This window comes from Variovorax beijingensis, assembly GCF_007828835.1.
GTDB classification, from domain to species: domain Bacteria; phylum Pseudomonadota; class Gammaproteobacteria; order Burkholderiales; family Burkholderiaceae_C; genus Variovorax; species Variovorax beijingensis_A.
In genome coordinates, this window is the sequence record NZ_VIVL01000010.1 from 89,412 (window position 1) to 108,048 (window position 18,637).

General features: G+C 64.7%; 20 protein-coding genes. 12 read left to right on the plus strand and 8 right to left on the minus strand.

The features are described from left to right. The first annotated feature begins 263 nt into the window (after window positions 1-263). From FB547_RS25070 to FB547_RS25085, 4 genes are read left to right on the plus strand one after another with little or no spacing between them, the layout of a single operon-like run. Window positions 264-1,040 carry an SDR family NAD(P)-dependent oxidoreductase gene (locus FB547_RS25070; protein WP_145746363.1) on the plus strand — a complete coding sequence of 259 codons (777 nt, stop codon included), beginning with the start codon at window positions 264-266 and terminating at the stop codon, window positions 1,038-1,040. A gap of 21 nt (window positions 1,041-1,061) precedes the next feature. Further along, the gene (locus FB547_RS25075; RefSeq protein ID WP_145746364.1) at window positions 1,062-1,496 is read left to right on the plus strand and encodes an ester cyclase; all 435 of its coding nucleotides are present in this window, start codon (window positions 1,062-1,064) and stop codon (window positions 1,494-1,496) included. A gap of 10 nt (window positions 1,497-1,506) precedes the next feature. Continuing rightward, complete coding sequence (locus FB547_RS25080) at window positions 1,507-2,280, plus strand: SDR family oxidoreductase (protein WP_145746365.1); 774 nt, start codon at window positions 1,507-1,509, stop codon at window positions 2,278-2,280. 39 nt (window positions 2,281-2,319) lie between these two features. After that, entirely contained in the window at window positions 2,320-3,276 is a 957-nt protein-coding gene (locus tag FB547_RS25085) for a zinc-binding dehydrogenase (RefSeq protein WP_145746366.1), read from the plus strand. A 49-nt stretch (window positions 3,277-3,325) separates the two neighbouring features. On the opposite strand, the gene FB547_RS25090 is transcribed toward FB547_RS25085, so the two are convergent. After that, window positions 3,326-3,880 (minus strand): pirin family protein, encoded by a 555-nt coding sequence (locus FB547_RS25090; protein WP_145746367.1) that lies wholly within the window; start codon window positions 3,878-3,880, stop codon window positions 3,326-3,328. A gap of 101 nt (window positions 3,881-3,981) precedes the next feature. Between FB547_RS25090 and FB547_RS25095 the strand changes: the two genes are divergently transcribed. Then, complete coding sequence (locus FB547_RS25095; RefSeq protein WP_145746368.1) at window positions 3,982-4,893, plus strand: LysR family transcriptional regulator; 912 nt, start codon at window positions 3,982-3,984, stop codon at window positions 4,891-4,893. A gap of 33 nt (window positions 4,894-4,926) precedes the next feature. Here FB547_RS25095 and wrbA read toward each other — a convergent pair whose 3' ends face one another. Together wrbA and FB547_RS33375 are read right to left on the minus strand one after the other, a co-directional pair. Beyond that, a complete protein-coding gene (gene wrbA / locus FB547_RS25100; RefSeq protein ID WP_145746369.1) occupies window positions 4,927-5,526 on the minus strand; it encodes an NAD(P)H:quinone oxidoreductase in 600 nt (199 codons plus the stop codon). Window positions 5,527-5,686: 160 nt separating this feature from the next. Then, window positions 5,687-5,827, minus strand: coding sequence for a hypothetical protein (locus FB547_RS33375; RefSeq protein WP_186454244.1), 141 nt, complete (start codon window positions 5,825-5,827; stop codon window positions 5,687-5,689). A 35-nt stretch (window positions 5,828-5,862) separates the two neighbouring features. Here FB547_RS33375 and FB547_RS25105 point away from each other — a divergent pair, with 35 nt between their 5' ends. Beyond that, on the plus strand, window positions 5,863-6,612 hold the full coding sequence (locus FB547_RS25105; RefSeq protein WP_225613151.1) for a DUF4303 domain-containing protein: 750 nt from the start codon (window positions 5,863-5,865) through the stop codon (window positions 6,610-6,612). A 140-nt stretch (window positions 6,613-6,752) separates the two neighbouring features. Here the strand turns inward: FB547_RS25105 and FB547_RS25110 are convergent, their stop codons facing one another. After that, a complete protein-coding gene (locus tag FB547_RS25110) occupies window positions 6,753-7,301 on the minus strand; it encodes a DUF1003 domain-containing protein (protein ID WP_145746370.1) in 549 nt (182 codons plus the stop codon). 345 nt (window positions 7,302-7,646) lie between these two features. Next, window positions 7,647-8,540: a LysR family transcriptional regulator gene (locus tag FB547_RS25115; RefSeq protein WP_186454245.1), complete on the minus strand. Its 894-nt coding sequence runs from the start codon at window positions 8,538-8,540 to the stop codon at window positions 7,647-7,649. Window positions 8,541-8,640: 100 nt separating this feature from the next. On the opposite strand from FB547_RS25115, the gene FB547_RS25120 reads away from it, so the two are divergent. The 3 genes from FB547_RS25120 to FB547_RS25130 are packed head-to-tail and all read left to right on the plus strand — an operon-like array spanning window position 8,641 to window position 12,650. Beyond that, entirely contained in the window at window positions 8,641-9,795 is a 1,155-nt protein-coding gene (locus FB547_RS25120; RefSeq protein WP_145746372.1) for a CaiB/BaiF CoA transferase family protein, read from the plus strand. A 31-nt stretch (window positions 9,796-9,826) separates the two neighbouring features. Continuing rightward, entirely contained in the window at window positions 9,827-10,801 is a 975-nt protein-coding gene (locus tag FB547_RS25125) for a Bug family tripartite tricarboxylate transporter substrate binding protein (RefSeq protein ID WP_145746373.1), read from the plus strand. Between the two features lie 34 nt (window positions 10,802-10,835). Continuing rightward, a complete protein-coding gene (locus FB547_RS25130) occupies window positions 10,836-12,650 on the plus strand; it encodes an acyclic terpene utilization AtuA family protein (RefSeq protein ID WP_145746507.1) in 1,815 nt (604 codons plus the stop codon). A 188-nt stretch (window positions 12,651-12,838) separates the two neighbouring features. On the opposite strand, the gene FB547_RS33810 is transcribed toward FB547_RS25130, so the two are convergent. Beyond that, entirely contained in the window at window positions 12,839-13,147 is a 309-nt protein-coding gene (locus FB547_RS33810) for a winged helix-turn-helix transcriptional regulator (RefSeq protein ID WP_145746374.1), read from the minus strand. A 31-nt stretch (window positions 13,148-13,178) separates the two neighbouring features. Continuing rightward, window positions 13,179-14,084: a LysR substrate-binding domain-containing protein gene (locus FB547_RS25140; RefSeq protein WP_145746375.1), complete on the minus strand. Its 906-nt coding sequence runs from the start codon at window positions 14,082-14,084 to the stop codon at window positions 13,179-13,181. Between the two features lie 107 nt (window positions 14,085-14,191). Between FB547_RS25140 and FB547_RS25145 the strand changes: the two genes are divergently transcribed. Both FB547_RS25145 and FB547_RS25150 read left to right on the plus strand, forming a co-directional pair. Beyond that, window positions 14,192-15,550 carry an FAD-binding oxidoreductase gene (locus FB547_RS25145; protein ID WP_225613149.1) on the plus strand — a complete coding sequence of 453 codons (1,359 nt, stop codon included), beginning with the start codon at window positions 14,192-14,194 and terminating at the stop codon, window positions 15,548-15,550. Window positions 15,551-15,574: 24 nt separating this feature from the next. After that, window positions 15,575-16,783 carry a CynX/NimT family MFS transporter gene (locus FB547_RS25150; RefSeq protein WP_145746377.1) on the plus strand — a complete coding sequence of 403 codons (1,209 nt, stop codon included), beginning with the start codon at window positions 15,575-15,577 and terminating at the stop codon, window positions 16,781-16,783. A gap of 109 nt (window positions 16,784-16,892) precedes the next feature. Here FB547_RS25150 and FB547_RS25155 read toward each other — a convergent pair whose 3' ends face one another. Then, on the minus strand, window positions 16,893-17,873 hold the full coding sequence (locus FB547_RS25155; RefSeq protein WP_145746378.1) for a tripartite tricarboxylate transporter substrate-binding protein: 981 nt from the start codon (window positions 17,871-17,873) through the stop codon (window positions 16,893-16,895). A gap of 208 nt (window positions 17,874-18,081) precedes the next feature. Here FB547_RS25155 and FB547_RS25160 point away from each other — a divergent pair, with 208 nt between their 5' ends. After that, window positions 18,082-18,624: a MarR family winged helix-turn-helix transcriptional regulator gene (locus FB547_RS25160; RefSeq protein ID WP_225613148.1), complete on the plus strand. Its 543-nt coding sequence runs from the start codon at window positions 18,082-18,084 to the stop codon at window positions 18,622-18,624. Window positions 18,625-18,637: the final 13 nt, after the last annotated feature.

An 18,637-nucleotide genomic window follows, 5' to 3' on the forward strand; every position in this document is an offset into this window, starting at 1 on the left:
GGCAAGCCGGGTAAGCCCGTGCGCATCCAACCGCTGGGACGAACTTTAGGAACTTCCTGTGTAGCTGAAAAGCCAATATTTTTAGATGCAATCCATCTGATTCAACGATATGGCACCGGCGCCCGCAAAACTCCTCTCATCGTTGCTTATATATCGGTCTAGCCGATGCTTTCCATCTAAACAAATAGGCTATCGCAATCGATGGCGTTTCCCTACTCTTCAGGTCATGCAGCAATGAGCTGAACAACACCAAGGAGTAGCAATTGGAACTTAAGGACTTTGACAACAAAGTGGTGCTGGTCACCGGCGCAGGCTCCGGGATAGGCCGCGAGGCCGCCCGGGCGTTTGCCGGACGCGGTGCAATCGTTGTCGCTGCGGACCTGAACGAAGGTGGACTGGCCGAAACCACGCGCCTGATTGCCGGTCCCGGCGGGCGAGCGCTTGCCGTCACAACAGACGTTTCCGACGAGTCGCAGGTGCGCAACCTGATGACACGTTTGAAGAAGGATTTCGGCCGATTGGACGTTGCCTTCAACAACGCGGGAATCACCGGCCAGGCGCATCGCATTGAGGACTACCCGACAGACGACTTCGACCGCGTGATTGCGGTGAACCTCAGGAGCGTTTTCCTCGGCATGAAGCACCAGATCCCACTCTTGCGCCGTGCCGGGCGGGGCGCCATCGTGAATACGGCCTCCGTGGCGGCCTTGACCGGGCCGGGGGGCATGAGCGCGTATGCGGCATCGAAGCACGGGGTGCACGGGCTGACCCGCGTTGCAGCAATGGAAAACGCCGCCCACGGCCTGCGCATCAACGCATTGGCGCCAGGCTGGACTGAAACCCCCATGGTCGCCGCGGCGAGCGCACAGAACCCCGGCTTCGCCCAACTGGCCACTTCGGCCATTCCGGCGAAACGAGGTGCCCAGCCGTCCGAGATTGCTGCGGCTGCGGTATGGCTCGCTTCTGAAGCGTCCTCCTACGTCATGGGTCAGATGCTTGTCGTGGACGGCGGAATGACCATCGGCGGATTCGAACTCTGAAACACATCACGAAAGAACATCATGGCTGACATCGACATCGATATTGGCGAAGCAGCAAAGGCCGTCATTCGCCGCAATACGGACGAAGTTCAAGGCCAGGGCAACTGGGCCCTGTTCGATGAGCTTTTCTCCGACGCGTTTCTGGACCACACCCCGCAGCCGAACTGCACGCCAGACAAGGCGGGCGCGCTAGGCCTCTACAAGAAACTCCGGGAAGCTTTTCCTGATTTCCACGCCGTCATCCATTGGCAGCGTGCGGACGGCGACGTGGTGACTACCTACAAGACGTACCACGGCACACACCGTGGTGACTTCCTGGGGGTTCACGCGACCGGCAAAGCCATCCAGTTCGAGACCGTCGACGCCATGCGCGTGCAAGACGGAAAGATTACCGAGCACTGGGGCGTTGCGAACCTGTACTCGGTCCTGGAACAGCTGAATGCCCTTTCTCACTAAGGAGTTCCACATGAACACGAACATTCTGCAGAACAAGGTCATCGTGGTAACGGGTGCCGCAAGCGGCATCGGCAGGGCCATTGCGGTCAATGCCGCCAGGCATGGCGCCAAAGCGGTCATCGTCTCGGACATCAGCCGCGAACCACGCGAAGGCGGCACCCCGACCACCGACGAGATCGAAGCCCTGGGTGTTGCCACCGCTTTCGTCAAGGCGGACGTGAGCAAGAAGGAAGAAGTCGACGCGCTGGTAGACGCATCGGCCCCGTTTGGCGGCGTGGATGTGATGGTCGCCAATGCGGGCATTACCCTTCGCTCCGATGGTTTCGACGTCTCTTCGGACGACTTGCGCAAGCTGATGGCCGTCAACCTGGACGGTACGCTGTTCAGCGCCCAGGCCGCGGCCCGCCAGATGAAGGCCAATGGCAAGCAGGGAAGCATCATTCTCATGGCCAGCATGGGTGGGCTGGCGGGGGCCGGCATCACGGTGGCGTACTCGACAAGCAAGGGCGGCGTCGTCCTGATGGCCAAATCGCTTGCCGACGCGCTCGGGCCCGACGGTATCCGCGTGAACGCGGTAGCGCCAGGAACCATCGACACCCATCTTCTGCGAACCAGTCCGGGCATTGCTGAAGCGGCCGAGGGCTTTCGCCAGCGCACACCGCTGCGGCGGCTGGGCCAGCCTTCGGAGATCGGCGATGCGGTGGCTTTCCTCGGCTCCGATCTATCCAGCTACATCACCGGGACCGCCTTGCTGGTCGATGGGGGCTTGCTGGCCGTCATCTGAAATACAAGCATTTTTTCTTCTCGAACTCTGAAACCCATCATGAACACCACCATTCGCTTTCATTCCTACGGAGGCCCCGAAGTTCTCCAGGCCGAGAACCAGGCCGATGTCGGGGCGCCGTCCGAAGGACAGGTGCGCCTGCGCCACCTGGCCATTGGCGTGAACTTCATCGATACGATGTTCCGCCGGGGCATCGTCCCCGTTCCGCTGCCTGCAGTTCCTGGCGTCGAGGGCGTCGGCATCGTCGAGGCTCTCGGAGCAGGCGTCGGCGCCCTGAAGGTAGGCCAGCGCGTTGCCTACTATCTCGCTCCGGGCAGCTACACCCAGGTGCGCCTGATCGACGCAAGTGCATTGGTGCCGGTGCCCGACGATCTCGGCGCGGGGCAGATTGCGGCCGTCCTGACCAAGGGCTTGACCGCCTGGGCCGGGCTGAACGGCTACCACCAGATCCAGCCCGGCGAGACGATCCTCGTCCAGGGCGCCTCGAGCAGCGTTGGCAGCCTGCTCGCGCGCTGGGCAAAAGCGCGCGGCGCCACAGTCATCGGCACCGCGGGAAGCCCCGAGAAACGCCGGGCGCTGGAAGGCACCATCGACCATGTGCTGCCATCGGATGCGCAAGACCTGGCGCAACGGGTGCGGGAGATCGCGCCCGGCGGCGTCGACGTGGTGTATGAGTTCGTCGGAAAGACGACGTTCGATGCAACGCTTGCTTCGGTAAAGGATGGCGGCGTGGTCGTTTCCATCGGCGCCGCATCTGGCGCTCCGGCCTTCGACAAGGAAGCGGCCGCAAAGCGGGAGCTCAAGATGGTCGGCGGTCCGATGGCGCCTTATCTGACAGGCCGGGTGTCGCAGGCCGTGAATGACGTTTTCGAAGCTTTCAGGACGGGCGTATTGGGAGAAGTTCCGTTCACGGAGTATGCCCTGCGCAATGCATCCGAGGCGCATGCAGCCATTGCGGCGCGCACCAAGAATGGAGCGCTCGTGCTGGTGCCTTGAGACGGGCGCCAGCCCATGAAGAAGAGATGCCCAGGCAGGCATCTTTTTTTTAGTGCAGCAGTTGTCCGAGCCAGAACGCCAGCACCGCTGCGGCCATGGTCACCACGAGACACGGAAGGATGAACAGGCCGGCTCCCAACTCTTCGTGGTGCGCTTCGATGTACTTCCAGATCTTCATTAAAAAGCTCCTGACAAGATGGTCACCCGCCGCCGGCGGTATGCGCCCTTCGTGCCGAAGACGGCGGTCGCTCGACGGGCTGGCGTCGTGCCATACCCCGCCTCCCGCACGCATCCGCTCGATGCTTCCGCCGGACAAGGTTCCGGCCGCACCCGTGGTGTCCTCGTAGCGCAGATCGCCGGAGAACAGCACGGCGGGGGTCGCGATGCCCGAATGCGGATGCAACGGAAACAGCGACCCCCGCTTCGGCACCATGTCGAAATGGTCGACAAACACAAGAGGCTTGGTCAGCTCTCCAATGTCGGAAGGGCTGACGAGGCGTGCCACGGGTCCATGCGTGCGCCCGCTGGTGCGAGCCACCACGCCGCGGTTGCGGCTTGCAGGCGAGCGCTGCAGCTCGGGCGGAACGGAAGTCGTCGAGGTCATTGGGATTTCCTTGGATTCATAGAACGAACCAAAGGTTAAAGGCTGGACTTCTCTCTGCGAAGCCTATATCTTTCGATGTGAACCATCTATGGAGGAGATACATGCTCGACGGCGTCTCAATGGATCAGCTGCGCACTTTCATCGCCGCGGCGGACGAAGGCAGCTTCTCGGCCGCAGGTCGCCGCTTGCGGCGCGCCCAGTCCGTCGTGAGCCAGACCCTGGCAAACCTCGAAGGCCAGATCGATGTTCAGCTGTTCGACCGGAGCGCCCGGTATCCACAACTGACCGAAGCCGGCATTGCCCTTCTGGCAGAGGCACGCCGGGTGGTGTCTGGCATGGACGGTTTCAAGGCAAAGGCTCGCACCATGGCCGAGGGGCTGGAGCCGGAGCTTTCAGTGGTCGTCGACGTCATGTATCCGATGGAGTCGCTGACGACGGCGGTGGGCCTCTTTCATGCGGCTTTCCCGCACACCCCGCTCAGGCTGTACGTGGAGGCGCTTGGCGCTGTTGTTCAGCCAGTGCTGAATGGCAGTTGCCGCATCGGCATCATGGGTTCGATGCCAACGGTACCCGAAGGCCTGGATACCGAGAAACTGCTGGACGTCCCCATGATCACTGTTGTGGCGCCGTTCCACCCGTTGGCCAAGAGCAAGGGGGTCATCTCTTCGGCCGAACTGTCGCAGCATGTGCAGCTGGTGCTCACTGATCGCACGGCCATGACGGAAGGAAAGAGCTTTGGGGTGTTTTCCGCGCTCACCTGGAAGCTGGCCGATCTGGGTGCGAAGCATGCTTTTCTGCGTGCCGGGTTCGGCTGGGGGCACATGCCCGCCGCGATGGTGCGCGCCGACCTGGAAGCTGACGCCCTGGTGCCGATCACGCTGGAGATGTTCCACCCGAAAACGCCGCCCATCGCCATGCTCGCGGCCTACAGAAAGGACATGCCTCCAGGGCCAGCTGGGCGATGGTTCCTGGAGCAGCTGAGAGATGCCGGCCAGCTGGGCCGCCGCAGCTGATCCCGCTCGGCCAGCGACGCGCCTCCTCCGGTCTCAGCCGTGCAGCCTGGCCGCCGTACGTGCCACCAACTCGCCCTGGTGCTGGGCACCAGCCAGGTCGATGGCCGTAGGCTGCCGCGAGCCGTCGCCACCCGCGACGGTGGTCGCCCCATAAGGCGCGCCGCCAACGATCTCGTCGACGCTCATCTGGCCCGCATGGCTATAGGGCAGCCCGACGATAGTCATGCCGAAGTGCAGCAGGTTGGTGATGATCGAGAACAGCGTTGTCTCCTGGCCGCCATGCTGCGTGGCGCTCGACGTGAATGCCGCACCTACCTTCCCGTTCAACGCGCCGCGCGCCCAGAGCCCGCCCGCCTGGTCCAGGAATGCTGCCATTTGCGAGGACATACGTCCGAACCGGGTACCCGTGCCAATCACGATAGCGTCGTAGTTTTCGAGCTCGGCCACCGTTGCCACGGGCGCGGCCTGGTCCAGCTTGAAATGAGCGTTTCGCGCGATCGCTTCCGGCACGGTTTCCGGAACGCGCTTGACGTCGACTTGCGCACCGGTGCTGCGGGCACCTTCGGCAATGGCTTGCGCGAGCGTCTCGACGTGTCCGTAGGACGAGTAATAAAGAACAAGAACCTTGGTCATTTGATGAAGCTCCTTTGGGTTTTTGGCAACTCGGCGAGTTGCAGTGCACAAAGAATAGCTTCGCTGGAGCCATCAAAATAGCCTCTAAATTTCGATGGAAAGCATCGTCAGATCAGATAGATGATGACGTTTGGATCTGGTTAGACCACCTGAAAACAGGCTACGCACGACCGGTCGTTTCAGCGCCTGCGCCCACGTCCGGCGGTTCGGCCGCCTGCCACACCGCGTCGATACGGATCGCCGCTCCGGCAAAATTCGGCTGAAAGAAGCCGCTTGAAAAGCCATCGACAAAAAGGCTCATGGCGGCATTGCGCCCCCTGAAGGAGTTCCCCGCCCATGACCTGGTCACTGTTCTACCGCTTCGACAACGACGTGCCCACGGACTTTCACGAACTGCGCCAATTCGGCAGTTCGCTGTGGAGTGCAAACGGAAAGGTGATAACCATGGGGCACTCCATGGTCACCGAGTTCGCAAGTCCCCAAGCCGCAAAGGATGCCCTCGTGCAGCGCGGCAAAGAAATCGAGGCGCAGGGCTACAAACGGGTGCGCCAAGGCATACACGATCCCGCTCGCATCGACTTTCCTTTGCTCACCACTGAGATCCGCGAAGGTGCTCGCCGCGCCTTCCAGGCCATCCGCGCGGCCCATCCTGACGAGACCATCCGCCTTTTCGCGCTTGGCAGCGATGACGGTGCAATGACCATCGTCCACGCTGCCGGCAATCTCGCCTTGAGCGCTCTGGGTGACATGGACGATGAAAGCGAGGTCTGGCACTTCGCCGAGTGGCCCTACGAGGAGGGCGGTGAGTTCCTCGATATCGCTTACCGCATGATCCTGGCATGCCACCGCAGCGACTTGCCTTGCGACGTTGAGTTCGACGTCCTGCACGCAGGCCTCTTCGAGGCTTGCATTGCCGCGATGGAACAGCTCGACCGTGAAGGTTTCTTCGGCACCGGCGAGGCGCGTGAAGAGGTTGTGCTGCTGTGCCAAAGCGAAGGCACCGAGGACATGGAAGGCTCGATCGGCCGACTCAATACTTCTCGCGTGGTGAGTCGACTCGAACGCTGGATCAAGCTCTGCGAATGAGCTTCGGCCCGACCGGATTCCGGTTCGCCCGATGGGGCTGCCATGTGATCCTCCCATTCAATCCGGTGCCCCCCGCATTCGGAACGGGTTCGCACCGAGGCTGCGCCTGTGCCTTGCGCTGCGGCTTGGTGGAGAAGGACTCAGGTCGGGCGTTCCGACAATCCTTCGATCCGCCGGGTCAGGGCGCGCACCGCGTCGGTCAGCGCCAGCAGTTCGCGTTCCTTCAGGAGGTCGATCTTCTCGTGCAGCAGTTCGATCTCCAACTCCGCCTTGACATTGATCTCGTAGTCGGTTTCGGCGTGGCGCCGGTCCTGCTCGGACTGCCGGTTCTGGCTCATCATGATTGCCGGCGCGGTGTAGGCCGCCTGGAACGACAGGAGCAGGTTCAGGAGGATGAACGGATACGGGTCCCAAGCGCCCTTCCCGGTCATCGCGTTGCCGACGATCCACAGCACGATGGCCGTGCTCTGGAAGATGATGAAGCGCCACGACCCGACGGTTGCGGCCACCGCGTCGGCCAGGCGTTGACCGCGGGTCGGCTCGGGTGGCAAGAGATGCTCGGGAGCCGTCGGCGGTTTGGCCGATTTGGCTTGCCGGTGGGCGCGCCGGCGCATGCGAAGCGATTCCAGCCGAAGCCGATCTTCGGCTGCCAGGGTCGTCGCAATCTGGGTGGGGTGTTTGTCGTTCATAGGGGCTCCGATGCTGAGGTCAAGGGCGATGTCGATGGCCCGCGTCCGCCAAACGCCGCAAGCCCGGTTGCATCATGGGGCAGACAGCATGCGGATGCTTGACGACACCAAGAAGCGTTGCACCTGTGCCCACGCCAGCGCGTTCCCAGCCGCAGCTGGGTGCGTCGGCGCGCGGCTTGCGGGCGCATCAAACCGTCGATCGAAATCGACTGGACGTTGACTTCTTGACCCGCCGAGTTCCACCGGCAGCTGTGCGGCGCCAATTCGGTCGGTCATTTCAGTGCACGCCTCCTCCGCCTGCGATGCGGTTGCAGATGCTTTGCCTTCTCCGCCTGCTCGCCTGATCTAGGGCCTCTGCTGGATCAAGGTTCTCATGAACGCCAGGCTGGCCGGGGCCAGGGTGCGGCCGATCCGGGTGACGATACCCACCGACCGGAAGGTCGCCGGCTGTCCGAGCGGGATGGCCGCCAGATCGCGCATATCGGCCAATCCGAGCGAAAGCCGCGGCAGCGCAGCGATGCCGAGACCTTCCTTCACCAACGCGCAGCACGCGGCCACACTCGGCGCGTCAAATGCCGCGCGCACCGCGAGCCTTTTCCGGACGAAGACACTGTCGATGATCGGGCGAATGCTGCTGCCAGATTGGATGCCTATGTAAGGCCTTTCGGCCAGGATGGACCACGGCGCATTGGCGCGGGCTGCGACCGGGTCGTCTTCACGGCACACCAGCATCATCGGATCGTCCTGCAGCGGCTGGTAGCGCAGCCGCTGATCCGGCGCCGGCTTCGCGCACAGGCCGAAATCGGCCCTGCCCTCTTCCACCGCGGCCAGCAACGCCTCGGCCGCCAGTTCCTGCAGCTTGAACTCCACCTGCGGGTGCTGCTGCCTGAAGGTGGCGACGGCCGAGGGCAAGAGCGCAACGCTCATGGACGGCAGCGCGGCCACGTTGACTTGCCCGCGGTACCCCTTCATGAAGTGCCCGAGTTCACTCAGCGCGCTGTCGAAGTCACCCAGCACGCGGCGGGCAATGTGCAGCAACTCCTGCCCGGCCGGGGTGATCGTCACGCGCCGGGTGTCACGGTCGAACAGCCGTGTGCCAAGCGCCTCTTCCGCCAGCCGCAGCGTGCGGCTGAGTGCAGGCTGGGAAACGCCCAGCTTGCGCGCCGCCGCCCGGAAGCTCCCCGCCTCGTCGACTTCGACGATGACTTCCAGTTGGCGAAGACTCAGGTTCAGGCGCATGCACGGTCCCAGTGATCCAATTAAGTTATCACAGAAAACCTCTCTTGAGCATTCCCATATCAGTGCCGGCTGCCTAGACTGGCCCCACAAGGAGACAGAAATGAACACTGCGGCAGCGGCCCCCCTTGCGGGCGTGCGTGTGGTCGAACTCGGCCAAGTGCTGGCGGGCCCGTTTGCCGGCGCCATCCTGGCGGACCTGGGCGCGGAGGTCGTGAAGGTCGAGCGTGTCGAAGGTGGCGACGATGCACGCCGCATGGGCCCGGCCTATCGCCACGGCGACGCACTGATCTTCCACATCTTCAATCGCGGCAAGCGCTCCGTTGCACTGGACCTGCGGTCGAAGGCGGGTCGCGCCAGCCTCGAACAACTGCTCGCGCAGACCGATGTCTGCATCCACAACCTGCGGCCGGACGTGCCCAAGGCGCTGGGCATCGACGGCCCGTCGCTGTGCGCGCGCCATCCGCGCTTGATCTACGGCGAAATTTCCGCCTTCGGCCACCGGGGGCCCATGGCAATGCACCCTGGCTACGAACCCTTGATCCAGGCGTTCAGCGGTCTCTCGAGCACCAATGGCGGACCGGATGATCCGCCGCTTCGCTCCGGCGCCTCGGTGTGCGACCAGGGCAGCGGCATGTGGCTCGTGATCGGCGTGCTGGCCATGCTGCACCGGCGTGCGCAGACCGGACGCGGCGGCATGCTGCAGACGTCGCTGCTCGAAACGGCCCTGGTCTGGAACGGGCAGAAGAGCGATGCCTACCTGAACGAAGGACGCCTGCCCGAGCGCCACCGGTCGGGCCATCCCGGCTTCGTCCCCTACGAGGCCTTCGACACGGCCGACGGGCCGCTGCTCATCTGCTGTGGCAACGACCGGCTCTTCGCCAAGCTGGCCGAGGTCCTGGACCAGCGTCAATGGCTGGACGACGAGCGATTCGCAACGAACAGGGCGCGCCTGGCGCACAAGGCGGAAATGCTGGCGGAACTGGCGCCCCTGCTGAAGATGCGTCCGCTTGCGGAATGGGTCGAGCGCCTCGAGGCCGCGGGCGTGCCCTGCGCGCCCATCAACAGCGTTCCGCAAGCGCTGGACGATCCGCAGGTGCAAGCGCTGGACCTGTTGGCACACGTGCCCGGCGAGGACTTCCGCCTCACGGCATCTCCGCTGTCCTTCGATGGGCAGCGTCCCGCCATCACCGCATCCGCGCCGCGCCTGGGCGAGCACAACGCCCACTACGGCCTGCCGGAATTCGTACCTGTCTGATCGCCGGCCCCATCGAACAAAAGGAGACCACATGATTCATCCCCGCCACCGAATCGGGCTGCTGCTTGCAGCGGCCACCTGCGCCCTGGGCCTGCCAGCCGCGCAGGCGGACACCTTTCCGAGCAAGCCGATCACGCTGGTGGTGCCTTTCGCAGCCGGCAGCGGCACCGACCAGATGGCCCGCGTGTTCGCCCAGGCGATGGGTGACGAAGTCAAGGTGCCCATCGTGGTGGACAACCGCGCCGGTGCCAGCGGCTTCCTTGCGGCCCAGTACGTGGCCAAGGCGCCGCCGGACGGCTACACGGTGCTGATCACGACCAACACCACCCAGTCGGCCAATGAGCACCTCTTCAAGAAGCTGCCCTACGACCCGGTGAAGGACTTTGCGCCGGTGAGCCTGCTGTCCAAGGGCTACATGCTGCTGCTGGTGCGCCCGGATTCGCCGTACAAGTCGGTGGGCGACCTCATCGCCGCCGCCAGGAAGTCGCCGGGCAAGCTGAACTTCGGCAGCGGCTCGTCGTCCAGCCGCGTGGCCAGCGAGTTGCTCAAGCAAATGGCGGGCGTGGACATGGTCAACGTGCCGTACAAGAGCAACCCGATGGCCATCACCGACCTCATGGGCGGACAGGTGGACTTCATGTTCGCCGATGCCCCCACGGCGCTGCCCCAGGTGGAAGGCGGCAAGCTGCGTGCGCTGGCCGTGAGCGGCCCCAGGCGCATTGCCGCTGCCCCCAACATCCCGACGGTGGACGAAGCCGGCGTGAAAGGCTACGACATGTCGTATTGGACGGCGGTCTACCTGCCGGCCCGCACCCCGCAGGCCATCGTGCAGAAATTCAATGGCTGGCTGGCGAAGGCTTCGGCCACGCCGCTTGCCAAAGAGTTTCTGGTCAAGACCAGCGGGGAGGAGGCCTTGAGCACGCCCGAGCAGCTGGCGCAGTTCCAGGCGAACGAGTCCGGCAAATGGGGTCGCGTCATCAAGGCCGCAGGCATTCAGCCCGAATGAACCAAACCGCATCCGCCAACCGTTGGAGAGTCAGATCGTGAACAAGACCATCCGCATCGGGGGCGCCTCCGGCTTCTGGGGCGACAGCAGCGTGGGCGCCACGCAACTCGTGCAAAGCGGCCAGATCGACTACCTGGTGTTCGACTATCTGGCCGAACTCACCATGTCCATTCTGGCCGCCGCGCGCATCAAGAAGCCAGAGCTCGGCTATGCCACGGACTTCGTGTCCGTTGCCATGAAAAGCGTTCTCAAGGACGTGGTGGCCAGGAACATCCGCGTGGTCAGCAACGCCGGTGGCGTGAATCCGCAGGGCTGCGCGGATGCTGTGGCCACACTGGCCAAGGAGCTCGGGGTTGATGTGCGAATCGCCGTGGTCACCGGCGATGACGTGATGCCTTTGCTGCCCGAGCTGCGCAACGCCCAGCCACCCGTCGCCGAGCTGCAAAGCGGCGCGCCGCTACCCGCCCAGGTCGTCACCGCCAATGCCTATCTGGGCGCCGTTCCCATCAAGGCAGCGCTGGATGCTGGCGCGCAAATCGTCATCACCGGCCGCTGTGTCGATTCGGCCGTGACACTGGGCGTGCTGATGCACGAGTTCGCCTGGACGCCGCACCAATACGACGAACTCGCCGGCGCCAGCTTGGCCGGCCACATCATCGAATGCGGCTGCCAGGGCACCGGCGGGCTTCACACCGATTGGCAGTCGGTGCCCGACTGGGCCCACATCGGCTACCCCATCGTCGAATGTTCGGCGGACGGAAGCTTCAGCGTCACCAAGCCCAAGGGCACCGGGGGACTGATTGCGCCGCAATGCGTGGCCGAGCAATTGCTGTACGAAGTTCACGACCCGGCCAGCTACTTGCTGCCCGACGTGGTGTGCGACTTCACGCAGGTGCAGATCACTCGGACAGGCCCGGAGCATGTGCGGGTGACGGGTGCGCGCGGCCGCCCACCCACCGACAGCTACAAGGTCTGCGCCACCTGTCTGGACGGCTACAAGACCTCGGCGCAACTGACCATCGTCGGCTTCGACGCCGTGGCCAAGGCGCGGCGCACGGGCGAGGCAATCCTCACGCGTGTGGATGAGCTGCTGAAAGCACAAGGACTACCGCCCTTCAGCGCGACCCACCTCGAGGTGCTCGGCGCCGAGTCCTGCTACGGCCCACTCGCCAACCCCGCGGTGGCGCAGACCCGTGAAGCGATCTTGCGCCTGACGGCGCGCCACACCGACAAGGCGGCCCTGCAACTTCTCGCATCCGAGGTGGCGTCCGCCGGCACGTCCTGGGCGCCCGGTACGACGGGCATCGGTGGGCGGCCGGGTGTTTCACCATTGATCCGGCAATACGCCTTCCTGCTGGACAAGCGCAAATTGAAGCCCGCCGTGGTTCTGAACGGCACAGCGATTTCAATACCCGAGGACTCATCAGAGCGCGACATTCCATCGCGGGTAGCTGGCGAACCAGTAGCACAAGCGGTCGTGGAGCCGGCTGCGCTTGCCGCCAGCGAGACGGTCGAAGTTCCGCTGATCGCGGTCGCCTGGGCGCGGTCGGGAGACAAGGGAGACATCTCCAACATCGGCGTGATCGCGCGCAAGCCCGACTGGCTGCCCGTGCTGCGTCAGCAACTGAGCGAAGCGCGCGTGGCCGAGCACCTGTCGCACTTGATCGAGGGAAAGGTCGTGCGCTACGAGCTGCCAGGCATCGCGGCCTTCAACTTTGTCTGCGAGCAGGCGCTGGCGGGCGGCGGCATGGCGTCGCTGCGCAACGACCCGCTGGGCAAGGGCATGGGGCAGATCCTTCTGGCGATGCCGGTGAGGGTGCCCAAAGCGTGGTTCGCGGAAGCATCGTAGAAGCCTCCGTAAGACGCCTATGGCATCTACGACATACACCTCGTTCAAGACTAGCAACACAGTTTTCGGTTTTGATCTTGTAGCCTCTTCGCGCTTTTCGCGCCGCCGGCAGGCCGATTAGGCTCAACCGGGCTGCCTCGTGCTGCTTTGCGAGGCGCAAAGCGCGCGCCGCAGTCACTGTCGCAGTCTCACGCCTCCAGCCGCAGATCGAAGGCTTTCCGTGCCTCCTCGACCTGCGTGATATTGGCCAATGTCCAGCCATGCAGCGCCTTGAACGGCCGCTCCAGCGTGCGGCCGAGCGGCGTGACTGCGTACTCCACGGCTACGGGCGACACCGGAATCGCGCGGCGCAGGATAAGCCCGTTGCGTTCGAACCGCCGCAGGCACTGGGTGAGCGCTTTCTGCCGTTTCGGGCAGCAGTTTCTGGGAGTCGGCTGTGCTCCTGCACTCCCCCTGCATCTCTTGGCGATGCGCTTCGCACGGCCGGATTGCCGCAGTAGTGTTCGACGGCGGCGGAGAGTGCCGCAACTATATGACGGACCTTATCCAGGCCAGGAATGCTTCGATCGCCCCGGCCCGCGGACTGTGAGGCGTCGAGACGACATAGAAGCCATACCCTGGCAGCGCCAATGGATGCGCCTTCACGAGCGTCCCGCTCTCCAATTCCCGGCTGATGACGATGTCGCTGCAGATCGCCACCCCTTGCCCGGCGACGACCGCATCGATCGCATGAATCTCTTCGCGAAAGCTCAGATCCCAAACCTTGTCGGTGGCCAAGGCGGGATCGATCGAACGCGCCATCGCCAGCCATTGCCGCCAATTGGGAGCCTCGGGATCGCGGCTCATCCAATCGAAGTGGATCAACGGCAAACGCAGAAGATCAGCCACGCGTTGGATGGGGCCGCCTTGGTCTGCCAACAAGCCCGGACTGCAGACTGGAAAGAACCTGTCGCGACAAATCTCATGCACGGTGAATTCGAGTGGCGGCCGGCGTGCGTAGCGGATCGCGACGTCGGCAGCGCCGGAGCGCAAATCCAGCACGGCGTCCGTTCCGATGATCTCGAGCGGCACAATAGGGTTGGCCTCTCGCCACTTCGGCAGGCGCGGAACGAGCCATCGACTGGCGAAGGCACTCGGGCTGGTGACCCGTAAAGGCTTTTGCACCTCGGCCTCGGAAAGCGAGGCGATCGCGCCGGCAAGGACATCGAACCCATTGCGCAAGGCAGGGTACAAGCTGGCGCCAGCGCTCGTCAGCACCAGAGGTCGTGGGCGCCGCTGAAACAGCTGCCGGCCGCACGCCTCTTCCAACAAGCGGATCTGGTGGCTGATCGCCGTCGGCGTCACGCTGAGCTCCACAGCGGCCGCCTTGAAACTGCCATGGCGTGCAGCCGCCTCGAAGGCGTGCAGCGAGCGCAGAGGCGGCAGCTTTCTCATGCGGCCACTTTAGATGAATTTTCCTCACCTCGCAGCTGAGATCTTAGAGTTTGCGGCAGGCCCCGCCCCATGAAATCATCGCTTGCAAGAACGCGGAGGTCATGTCGATGGAACAGAAACTGCAAATGATGGATCGGTTCCGGCACAGCCTGAAGGGTGAACTGATCCAGCCCGGCGATCCCACTTACGACGAAGCACGCAAGGTCTGGAATGCGGTGGTCGACAAGCGACCGAGCGCGATCGTCTATTGCACCACCGCCGCCGATGTGATCCAAGCCGTGAGCATCGCCAGGGCCGCCAACTGTCCCGTTGCCATCCGAAGCGGCGGCCACAACATCGCCGGTCTCTCCATGTGCGACGACGGAATCGTCATCGACCTTTCCCGCATGAAGGCGATCGAGATCGACCCGGTGCGGCGCGTGGCACGGGCCGAGGCAGGTCTCAGTCTCGGCGAGTTCGACGCGGCGACGCAGGCGCATGGCCTGGCCACGACGATGGGTGTCAACAGCGACACCGGCATTGCCGGGCTGACGCTGGGCGGCGGCTTCGGAAAGCTCGGCCGCAAATATGGCCTGACTTGCGACAATCTCCTTGCTGCCGACATCGTGACCGCCGATGGCCGGCTGCTGCACGCCAGCGCGTCCGAGCATCCCGACCTGTTCTGGGGTTTGCGCGGCGGAGGCGGCAATTTCGGCATCGTCACGGCCTTCGAATACCAGCTTCACCGGATCGGCTCCGCTCTGCTGGTCGGCTCCGCTCTCCACCGCTACGAGCACGCGCGCGGCGCGCTCAAGTTCTATCACGAGTTTTCTCGCCGGGCCGGCGATGACCTCAGCGTCGACGCAGCCCTCGTCACGCTTCCCACCGGCGAGCGGGCCTTCAGCATGACGGCCTGCCACTTCGGCGACGCGAGCGGCGCCAAGGACGCGCTCGATCCGCTCGTGAAGTTCGGCTCGCCCATCGACAGCAGCATCGCGACCTGCCCATACCTCCAGGTTCAGTCCGCCGGCGACAGCCTCTTTCCACGCGGGCGCCGCTATTACTGGAAAGCGCAGTTCCTGCGCGAGATCGGGGACGGCGCCATCGACGCGCTGCTGGAGATCTATCCCAAGGCGCCGTCCCCTTCCGCACTGCTGGTGTTCCAGCAAGTCGGCGGTGCGATCGCGCGCGTCCCGCCCTCCCATTCCGCCTATGCGAACCGCGATGCCTTGTATGACTGCTTTCCGCTCGCGATCTGGGACAACCCGGCGGATGACGACGCCAATATCCGCTGGGCGCGCGAACTCTGGAGCGCTGTTCGGCCCTATTCGACCGGCGGCGTCTACGCCAACAATCTGGGCGACGAAGGCGAGGATCGGGTCCGCGCCGCCTATGGCGACAACCATGCGCGGCTCGTCGCGTTGAAGAACAAATACGATCCGACCAATTTCTTCCGCCTCAATCAAAACATCGGGCCAACGGCCTGATTCGCGGCGCGGAGGGCAGGCGCGATGCGCAGTCGCTGGACCATTCTTGCGATTCTGTTCATCACGCGCGCGACGATGGCTTTCCAATTCCAGAGCGTGGCCTCGGTTTCCTCGCAATACAGCCAGAGCTTCGGTGCGAGCCTGTCGGACATCGGCGTCCTGATCGGGGTGTACTTCGCGCCCGGCGCCGCACTCGCCCTGCCCGGTGGCGCGATCGGGCGCCGTCTGGGTGACAAACCGACGGTCCTCGCCGGGCTCGCGATGATGCTCGCCGGTGAACTTTTAATGGCCATCTCGACCGCCTGGAGCGCCCAGATAGCGGGCAGGCTCTTGGCAGGCATCGGCGGCGTTCTCATCAACGTGCTGATGACGCAGATGCTCACCGACTGGTTCACAGGCCGCGAAATCGCCACTGCGATGGCGATCTTCGTCAACTCCTGGCCGGTGGGCATTGCGCTGTCCTTGATGCTGCTTCCGGCGGTGGCAACGACGTTAGGGCTCATCGCAGTCGACCTGACGATCGCTGCGCTGGTCGTCGTCAGCCTCGGGCTCATTGCCTTCGCTTATCGCCCACCGGAGGCAGGACCTGTTGCCATGATCGGCGACCGCGGCAGGTTGAGCCTCGCAGCAATCCGAGCGGCATCCGCCGCCGGCTTGATCTGGTGCTTCTACAACGTCGGGTTCGCGATGATCTTCAGCTTCGGGCCGTCGATGCTCGTCGCGCGAGGCTGGACCGCCGCCGCTGCGGGATCGGCGATCAGCCTCGTGATGTGGTTCGCCGCGCTGTCGGTCCCTCTCGGCGGGCTGCTGGCTGATCGAAGCCAACGCAGCGGGGCCGTTCTCGTCGGAGGTTGCGTCGCGTTTGCACTGCTTGCGCTCGCACTGTCGCGAGCTGGTCCGGTGCTGCCGATCGTCATTGCACTGGGGCTCGTTTCCGGTTTGCCGGCCGGCCCGATCATGAGCTTGCCTGCGCGCGTGCTCGAGCACAAGACTCGCCCGATCGGAATGGGCATCTTCTACACCCTGTATTACGTCGGCATGCTGGTTGCGCCGGCGATCGGTGGAAGGCTCTCGACGATGGTGGGAGCGGCAAGCGCCGCGATCGACCTAGGCGCCCTCGCACTTCTGCTTTGCCCGGTCATCTTGTGGCTGTTCCGCATGATCGCCGCCGGTCCCGGCCATCGCCCTGGTTCGAGTGCGGATGTCTTCACTGGTCAAGGGCGAACAAACTAGTCGACACCTGAAGCGTTCCCTACCCGCAGAGCCGGCGCGAGCCACGGTTTCGCCAGCGACCCGTTGATCGCGGGCGAATCGGCGCCTATCGACGGCACCTATGGACCGTTCAGGGCTGGAAGCCCGAGCGGCGCACCACCGGCTCCCATTGCTGGCGGAAGGCCTTGAGCATCTGCACGGTCTCGGCCTGCGTGCTCACGACGGGCGTGATGTAGGCGGCGTTGGCGGCCTTCTGCAGCGCCGGTTCCTCCATGACCTCGCGGATCCTGGTGGCCAGCAGCTGCACCTTGGCCGGCGGCATCGAGGCCGGGGCAAAGAAGGTGTTCCAGCCGTCGGCGTCGATCTTCATGCCGGCCTCGCGGAAGGTGGGGATGGTCGGCGCGAAGCTCACGCGCTTCTTGCCCGACACGGCCAGGATGCGGATCTTGCCGGCCACGTGCTGGCCGTAGAGCGAGTCGAGCGTGTCGATGGCGATCGGCAGGCTGCCGCCGCTCAGGTCGGCCGACAGCGGCGCCGAGCCGCCGTAGCCCTTGATCTGCGGCTGCACGCTCAGCGCGTCGCCCACCATCAGGCCGAAGAAGTGCGGCAGGCTGCCGGTGGCCGGCACGCCGAAGACGGCCTCCTCCGGATGCGCCCAGAGCCGGCCGACCAGGAACATCGCGCGGTCGAGCTGCAGCTTGTTGCCCACGGCCAGCGCGAAGTCGTAGCTGCTGACCTGCGACACGGGCACGAAGTCTTTCTCGGCGTCGTAGCCCGCATCCTTGAAGACCAGCGGCGCCACCACCATCACCGCGGGGTTGCCGAGCATCAGCACGTTCTGCGACGCGGGCGCGCGCCTGAGCTCCTTGGCCGCGAGCCGGCCGCCTTCGCCGGGGCGGTTCTCCACCGTGACGGCCACGCCGAGCTTCGGGCCCAGCCGCTCGGCGACCAGGCGCGCGATGCGGTCGGTGCTGCCGCCGGCGGTGTAGCCGACCACGAGCGTGAGCGCGCCATCGAGCGCGGGCGCCTGGGCGTGGGCCAGGGGAGCGGCACCGGCGGCGAGCGCCAGGCACCATGCCGAGAGCTTGCGCCGGGAAAGGAATGCGGTCATCGGATCTTCTTCCTGCTTGCAGTGGTGGCGACCGGGCGCGCGCAGGACTTCACGGCGACAATCGCCGGTCCACACTCGTTTCTTCCCGTGTCATTTGTTACATGGTTATACGCACGCAACAAACAGTTGATCTAATCCATCATTTCCGCGCGAGGCGCGCGAACGACACCGCCTTGACGGCCCCGACCTGATGCACGACACGCAAGGCATGCCAGCCCTCCCCGACGCCAGCGCCCTGCGCGCGCCCCGCTCCCTGGACGAGCTGCTGCTGTACCGGCTGTCGCGCGCGGTGCGCAACGCGAGCGGCATGGCCACGCGCCTGGTCGAGGGCGGCTTCGGCATCACGCGGCGCGAGTGGGGAATGATCGGCATGCTCGCGCAGCACGGCGAGATGAGCTCCTCGGCGCTGGCCGCGCACCTGCAGCTGGACCGCGTGCGCACCTCGCGCGGCCTGCGCAGCCTGGTCGAGAAGAAGCTGGTGTCGCGCCGACAGGACGAGGAAGACCGGCGCGGCGTGCATGTGCGGCTGAGCCCCTCGGGCCGGCAGCTCTTCGAGCGGGTGTTTCCGCGCATCGCGGCCCTCAACACCGATCTGCTCGCCGGCATCGAGCCCGCGCAGCTCGACATCTTCCTGCAGTGCCTGCAGCATCTCGAACAGCGCGCCGGCGCGCTGAGCGCACAGGGCGTGGTAGCAGAGAAGGCCGACCGGCGCGCGGGCGGCACGCGGCACCGCTGGCCGGAGGCGGGCTGAATCCTGCGGAGGC